Raw genomic sequence first — 6,673 nt, 5'->3', positions numbered from 1 at the left:
GGGGGGGGGGGGGGGGGGGGGGGGGGGGGGGGGGGGGGGGGGGGGGGGGGGGGGGGGGGGGGGGGGGGGGGGGGGGGGGGGGGGGGGGGGGGGGGGGCCCCCCCCCCCCCCCCCCCCCCCCCCCACGGGTGGTGGACGGGATCAGACGCAGGGGTCGGCGGCCGGCAGCGTCGGGACCTCGGTGCCCTCGTACTGGCCTGCGGTCGCGTTCCACGCCTCCTCGTAGGAGCCGTCCTCGGACATCTCCTGCAGCGTGGTGTTGATGAACTCGCAGAACGCGGTGTCGCCCTTGGTGATGCCGATGCCGTACGGCTCCTCGGTGAACTGCTCGCCGACGAGCTTGAAGGCGCCGTCGGAGTTCGCGACCAGGCCGGTGAGGATGACGTTGTCGGTCGTCACGGCGGCGACCTGACCGCTCTCCAGCTGGGCGGCGCAGTCGCTGTACCCGGCGAACTCGACGAGCTGGCTCGGGTCGGCCAGGTACTCGCGGATGTTCTCGGCCGGGGTCGAGCCGGTGACCGAGCAGATCTTCTGGTCCGGGTTGGCCTTCAGGCTCTCCGGGCCGGTGATCGTCGTGTTGTCGGCGGCCACCATGATCTGCTGGCCGGCGACGTAGTACGGCCCCGCGAACGTGATGCGCTCCTTGCGGGCGTCGTTGATCGTGTACGTCGCCACGACCATGTCGACGTCGCCGTTGACGATGAGGTCCTCGCGCTGCGCGCTGGGCGAGGGCACCCAGGTGATCCCGTCGGCCGGGACGCCGAGCTTGGCGGCGATGTACTCCGCGACGTCGACGTCGAAGCCTTCGGGGACGTTCTGGAGGTTGGCCAGGCCGAAACCGGGCTGGTCGAACTTCGTGCCGATCTTGATGGTGCCGGCCTCGTTGATCGCGGCCATCTTGGTGCCGGCCTCGAAGGTGGCGCTGGCCTCGGCGGTGGGCTGCTCCGCGGCGTCGTCGCCGGACAGCTCGCCGCCGCCGCCGCAGGCGGTGAGCGCCAGAGCTGCGGTCGCCACACCGGCAAGGGCTGCAGTGCGGAACTTCCTCATGGGTGGTGCCTCCTGTTGGGTTTCTCGTCGTGTCTCGCGGGTGACCACGCGGGAGCGCGGCGGAACGGCTAGTGGGTGAGGATCTTCGACAGGAAGTCCTTGGCGCGCTCGTGCTCGGGCGCCGTGAAGAACGTCTCCGGGTCGGTGTCCTCGAGGATCCGGCCGTCGGCCATGAACACGACGCGGTCGGCGGCGCGGCGGGCGAAGCCCATCTCGTGCGTGACCACGACCATGGTCATGCCCTCCTTGGCCAGGCCGGCCATGACGTCGAGCACCTCGTTGATCATCTCGGGGTCGAGGGCCGACGTCGGTTCGTCGAACAGCATCACCTTGGGGTCCATCGCCAGCGCGCGGGCGATGGCGACGCGCTGCTGCTGACCGCCGGAGAGCTGCGCGGGGTACTTCGGGCCCTGGGAGGCGAGGCCGACACGGGCCAGGAGTTCGTCGGCGCGCTTGCCGGCTTCGGCGGCGGAGACCCCGCGGACCTTGATCGGTCCGAGGGTGACGTTCTCGCGCACCGTCTTGTGGGCGAACAGGTTGAAGGACTGGAAGACCATCCCCACGTCGGAACGGAGCTTGGCCAGTCCCTTGCCCTCGGCGGGCAGGTCCTTGCCGTCGATGGTGATGCGGCCGGAGTCGATGGTCTCCAGCCGGTTGATCGTCCGGCACAGCGTCGACTTGCCCGAACCAGACGGGCCGATGACCACGACGACCTCGCCTTCGGCGATCGTCAGGTCGATGTCCTTGAGCACGTGCAGGGCGCCGAAGTGCTTCTGCACCCCTTCGAGTCGGACGAGGGGACGTCGGTCGGTGCGCGGTGCCGGTCGAGAGGCCTGCACGTGGTCACTCATGCCGCTGGACCGTACAGCAGCGTTCAGTCTGCCCACAGGTACGCCGCGCAGCTGGGCTACATCGTGATCCGAAAGAGACTCCCGTCCGCCGGTTCGGGGTCACCTAGACTGGAGGGCGATGAGCACGACGACGGCCCCCACCCTCGAGCAGCAGCGCACCTACCAGGTGCGCACCTTCGGCTGCCAGATGAACGTCCACGACTCCGAGCGCCTGTCCGGGCTGCTGGAGGACGCGGGCTACGTCCGCTTCGACGAGACGGGTTCGCAGGGTCCGGTCGAGCCGGACGTCGTCGTCTTCAACACGTGCGCCGTGCGCGAGAACGCCGACAACAAGCTGTACGGCAACCTCGGTCACCTCGCCCCCGTCAAGGAGCGCCGGCCGGGCATGCAGATCGCCGTCGGCGGCTGCCTGGCCCAGAAGGACCGCGGGGAGATCGTCCGCAAGGCGCCGTGGGTCGACGTCGTGTTCGGCACCCACAACGTCGGCTCGCTGCCGGCGCTGCTCGAACGCGCCCGGCACAACGCCGAGGCCCAGGTCGAGATCCTGGAGTCGCTCGAGACGTTCCCCTCCACGCTGCCGACGCGGCGCGAGTCGCCGTACGCGGCGTGGGTCAGCATCTCGGTGGGCTGCAACAACACCTGCACCTTCTGCATCGTGCCGAGCCTGCGCGGCAAGGAGAAGGACCGCCGCCCCGGCGACGTGCTGGCCGAGATCGAGGCCCTGGTCGGCGAGGGCGTCCTCGAGGTGACCCTGCTGGGCCAGAACGTCAACACCTACGGTGTGGAGTTCGGCGACAAGCTCGCCTTCGGCAAGCTGCTGCGGGCCACCGGCGGCATCGAGGGCCTGGAGCGCGTGCGCTTCACCAGCCCGCACCCCTCCAGCTTCACCGACGACGTGGTCGACGCGATGGCCGAGACGCCGAACGTCATGCCCAGCCTGCACATGCCGCTGCAGTCCGGCTCGGACCGCGTCCTGAAGGCGATGCGCCGCTCCTACCGGCAGTCGCGCTTCCTGGGGATCATCGACCGGGTCCGCTCGTCCATCCCGGACGCGGCCATCACGACCGACATCATCGTCGGCTTCCCCGGCGAGACCGACGAGGACTTCGAGCAGACGCTCCACGTCGTGGAGCAGGCCCGCTTCTCCAGCGCCTTCACGTTCCAGTACTCCCCGCGGCCGGGCACCCCGGCGGCGACGATGGGCGACCAGATCCCGAAGAAGGTCGTGCAGGAGCGCTACGAGCGGCTCACCGAGCTGCAGGACCGCATCACCTACGAGGAGAACGCCAAGCAGGTGGGGCGCACCCTGGAGGTCCTCGTCGCCGAGGGGGAGGGGCGCAAGGACACCGCGACGCAGCGCCTGTCGGGACGCGCTCCGGACAACCGGCTCGTGCACTTCGCGCTGCCGGCCGACGTGCAGGCCCCGCGCCCCGGCGACGTGGCGACCGTGACGATCACCCGCGGTGCGCCGCACTACCTCGAGGCCGACGACGTCGCCGCCTTCGCCGTGCGCCGCACCCGCGCCGGTGACGCGTGGGAGGCCCGCCAGGCCCGCCCCGAGCCGGAGCCCACCGGACCCCGGCCCGTCGGGCTGGGCATGCCTTCCCTGCGCGTGCGGGCCTGACCCACCGCGCCTGAGCTACTTCGACGGCGGCGTCGAGGGGTCCGGTACCGGGTCCGGGCCCGGCGTGGGCCCCGGGTCGGGCATCGGCGGTTCGCCGGGCTGACCGGGGGTGGGCACCGGGCTGGGCGGTGTCGGTGTGGGCGGTGGCGTGGGAATCGTCATCAGCGCGCTCCTCAGCGGACGGGCCCGGTCATCGGGGTGCCGTCGGTGGTCGTGCCGCCGCGCATCGGCGTGCCGCCCTGGGGCATCGTCGTCGGCGGCGCCTGCTCGGCGGCCTTGTCCACGCCCTTGCGGGCCAGGTCGCCGACCCTGGTGACCTTGTCGGCGTACTTGCCCTGGGTGCGGGAGTTGACGAAGTCGCTGGCCTTGCCGATCGCGCCCTCGGCCTTGCCCGAGTGCTCGGCCGCGAGAGTGCCGGCCCTGCCGCGCGCCTGGTCGGCGATCTCCCTGGCCTGCTCGGCGGCCTCGCCCAGCTTGCCCTTGAGGTAGTTCATGGTCCCCACGGTCGCTCCTCCTCCTGCCTCGGTGCCCACCACTGTCTGCCACCATGACGGTGTGGGCCACCCGAACGTTCCCGTGATCCCACCGGTCGTCGCCGTCGTGGGGCCGACGGCCTCCGGGAAGTCCGACGTGGGCGTCGCCCTCGCACAGCTGCTCGCCGAGCAGGGCACGCCCGGCGAGGTCGTCAACGCCGACGCCATGCAGTTCTACCGCGGCATGGACATCGGTACCGCCAAGCTGACGACCGCCGAGATGGCCGGCGTACCGCACCACCTGCTCGACGTCCTCGAGGTCACGCAGACCGCCGAGGTCGCCAAGTACCAGGAGTGGGCGCGTGCGGCGTTCGACGGCGTCACCGGCCGCGGGCACGTGCCCGTCCTCGTCGGCGGCTCGGGGCTGTACGTGCGTGCGGCGCTCGACGACCTGCGCTTCCCCGGCACCGACCCCACCGTCCGTGCGCGCTTCGAGGCCGAGCTGGAGCGGGTCGGCCCGCAGGCCCTGCACGCCCGGCTGGCCGAGCGCGACCCGCAGGCCGCCGCGAAGATCCTGCCCTCCAACGGCCGGCGCATCGTCCGGGCGCTGGAGGTGGGCGAGATCACCGGGGCGCCGTTCGCCGCCTCGCTGCCCGAGCAGAGGTACCTGCGCCCCACCCTGCAGGTGGGGCTCGCCGTCCCGCGCGAGCAGCTCGACGCCCGCATCGACGCCCGGGTGGACCGGATGTGGGCGGCCGGGCTCGTCGAGGAGGTCCGCGCGCTGGAGGCGCTCGGGCTGCGCGAGGGCCTCACCGCGGGGCGTGCGCTGGGTTACGCCCAGGTGCTGGCGGCCTTCGACGGCACGACCACCGAGGAGGAGGCGCGGGACCTGACGGCCCGGCTGACCCGGCGCTTCGCCCGCAAGCAGGAGTCCTGGTTCCGCCGCGACCCACGGGTCCACTGGCTCGAGGCCCCGGACGGGTCCGACCCCGTCGACCTCGCCCGGCGGGTGCTGGACCTGCTCCCCGTAGCATCGGCGGCGTGACGAACGAGACGACCGGCGCGACGTCCGAGGGGTTCCCCTTCACCAAGGGGCACGGCACCGAGAACGACTTCGTGCTCCTCGCCGATCCCGACGGGGCCTGGACGCTGGACGCCGAGTTCGTCACCGCGATCTGCGACCGCCGCGCCGGCATCGGCGGCGACGGCCTCATCCGCGCCGTCCGCACGGCCGCCGAACCGGACGCGGCCGCGATGGCCGGGCAGGCCGAGTGGTTCATGGACTACCGCAACGCCGACGGCTCGATCGCGGAGATGTGCGGCAACGGCGTCCGGGTGTTCGCGGAGTTCCTGCTGCGCAGCGGTCTCCTGCCCGCCGAGGCGGGCGACGGGGACTGGTTCCCGGTCGCCACCCGGGCCGGGGTGAAGCGGCTGCGCCGCGAGGGCGAGGGCAACTGGACCGCCGACATGGGGCGGTGGCGGCTGACCGGGGGTGAGCGCGCGCTGGCGGACGGGTCCGACGCGCTGGTCCAGGTCGCCGGGCTGGACGGGGTGGCGCGACCCGCGTTGTCGGTCGACCTGGGCAACCCGCACACCGTCGTCGCGCTGCCCGACGCCGCCGAGCTCGACGCAGCCGACCTGAGCCGCGGCCCGCAGGTCGAGCCCGTCCCGCCGGCCGGCACGAACGTCGAGCTGGTCGTGCCCCTCGACGCCGTCGACGTGACGGGGGACGACGTGGCCGACATCGGCGACATCGCGATGCGGGTCCACGAGCGCGGTTCGGGGGAGACGCGGTCCTGCGGGACGGGGGCGTGCGCGGCCGCGCTGGCCACCCGGGCGTGGGCCGGTGCCGGCGCGCCGGGTGTGTGGCGGGTCCGGGTCCCCGGCGGCCGGCTCGTCGTCACCGTCGGCGCGGGGTCGACGCTGACGGAGGGGACGGTGTGGCTGTCCGGGCCGGCTCAGCTCGTGGCCACGGGCACGTTCAGCCTTCCCGCCTGACGGCGAGCACCCGGAAACCCTTCGAGCTGGTCGTGCGGGTGGTGCTCGTGCCCGGCAGCACCCCCGACTCCAGCCACCTGTGCAGCGAGTCCGCGCCGAGGTTCTTCTGCACCACCAGGTGCGCGACACCGCCCGGTGCCAGCCGCGGCAGCCAGCGCAGCAGCAGCTCGTGCAGCGCGTCCTTGCCGATGCGGATGGGCGGGTTCGACCAGATCTCGGTGAAGGCGACGTCGTCGACGTCGTCGGGCAGGCTCGCCCTGACGGCCACCCCCAGCCGGGAGGCGTTGCCGCGCACCAGGTCCAGCGCGCGCTCGTTGACGTCGACGGCGTGCACGACCTGGTGCGGCCGCAGCATCGCCAACGTGAGCGCGACGGGGCCCCACCCGCACCCCAGGTCCAGGACGTGCCCTTCGCCGTCGTCCGCGGTGATCTCCGGGAGCAGCACGGACGTGCCCGGGTCGACCCGGTCGCCGCTGAAGACGCCGCGCGCGGTCGTGACGGTGACCCGCCGTCCGGCCAGCTCGACGGTCAGGTCACGACGCTCGTCGGCCGTGGCGGGCCGGGCGGTGAAGTAGTGCTGGTCCTGCGGTTCGGGCGGGGGGTGCGACACGACCGGCAAGCCTACGGAGGCGGGGGCGCGGCGTGAAATACCGTCGCCACCTGCGCCGTTGTACGTCACG

The 6,673-nt window shown here is 72.8% G+C and carries 7 protein-coding genes; 3 read left to right on the top strand and 4 right to left on the bottom strand.

What is annotated here, in order from left to right; translation table 11 throughout:
• Window positions 1-141: 141 nt before the first annotated feature.
• Together ACRYR2_RS07440 and ACRYR2_RS07435 are read right to left on the bottom strand one after the other, a co-directional pair.
• Window positions 142-1,047 carry a glutamate ABC transporter substrate-binding protein gene (locus ACRYR2_RS07440; RefSeq protein WP_432562202.1) on the bottom strand — a complete coding sequence of 302 codons (906 nt, stop codon included), beginning with the start codon at window positions 1,045-1,047 and terminating at the stop codon, window positions 142-144.
• 68 nt (window positions 1,048-1,115) lie between these two features.
• Window positions 1,116-1,898, bottom strand: coding sequence for an amino acid ABC transporter ATP-binding protein (locus ACRYR2_RS07435; protein ID WP_432562201.1), 783 nt, complete (start codon window positions 1,896-1,898; stop codon window positions 1,116-1,118).
• Window positions 1,899-2,016: 118 nt separating this feature from the next.
• Between ACRYR2_RS07435 and miaB the strand changes: the two genes are divergently transcribed.
• On the top strand, window positions 2,017-3,522 hold the full coding sequence (gene miaB, locus ACRYR2_RS07430; RefSeq protein WP_432562200.1) for a tRNA (N6-isopentenyl adenosine(37)-C2)-methylthiotransferase MiaB: 1,506 nt from the start codon (window positions 2,017-2,019) through the stop codon (window positions 3,520-3,522).
• Window positions 3,523-3,695: 173 nt separating this feature from the next.
• On the opposite strand, the gene ACRYR2_RS07425 is transcribed toward miaB, so the two are convergent.
• Window positions 3,696-4,016: an antitoxin gene (locus ACRYR2_RS07425; RefSeq protein WP_432562209.1), complete on the bottom strand. Its 321-nt coding sequence runs from the start codon at window positions 4,014-4,016 to the stop codon at window positions 3,696-3,698.
• Between the two features lie 61 nt (window positions 4,017-4,077).
• Here ACRYR2_RS07425 and miaA point away from each other — a divergent pair, with 61 nt between their 5' ends.
• Together miaA and dapF are read left to right on the top strand one after the other, a co-directional pair.
• Complete coding sequence (gene miaA, locus ACRYR2_RS07420) at window positions 4,078-5,040, top strand: tRNA (adenosine(37)-N6)-dimethylallyltransferase MiaA (protein WP_432562199.1); 963 nt, start codon at window positions 4,078-4,080, stop codon at window positions 5,038-5,040.
• On the top strand, window positions 5,028-5,993 hold the full coding sequence (gene dapF, locus ACRYR2_RS07415; RefSeq protein WP_432562208.1) for a diaminopimelate epimerase: 966 nt from the start codon (window positions 5,028-5,030) through the stop codon (window positions 5,991-5,993). The genes miaA and dapF overlap by 13 nt, the downstream gene beginning before the upstream one ends.
• Here the strand turns inward: dapF and ACRYR2_RS07410 are convergent.
• Window positions 5,977-6,603 carry a class I SAM-dependent methyltransferase gene (locus ACRYR2_RS07410; RefSeq protein ID WP_432562198.1) on the bottom strand — a complete coding sequence of 209 codons (627 nt, stop codon included), beginning with the start codon at window positions 6,601-6,603 and terminating at the stop codon, window positions 5,977-5,979. The two genes, dapF and ACRYR2_RS07410, sit on opposite strands and share 17 nt — an antisense overlap.
• Window positions 6,604-6,673 lie beyond the last annotated feature (70 nt).

It is taken from the genome of Kineococcus deserti, from assembly GCF_050871945.1.
GTDB lineage: Bacteria > Actinomycetota > Actinomycetes > Actinomycetales > Kineococcaceae > Kineococcus.
This window is presented reverse-complemented; position numbering and strand designations above follow the sequence as displayed.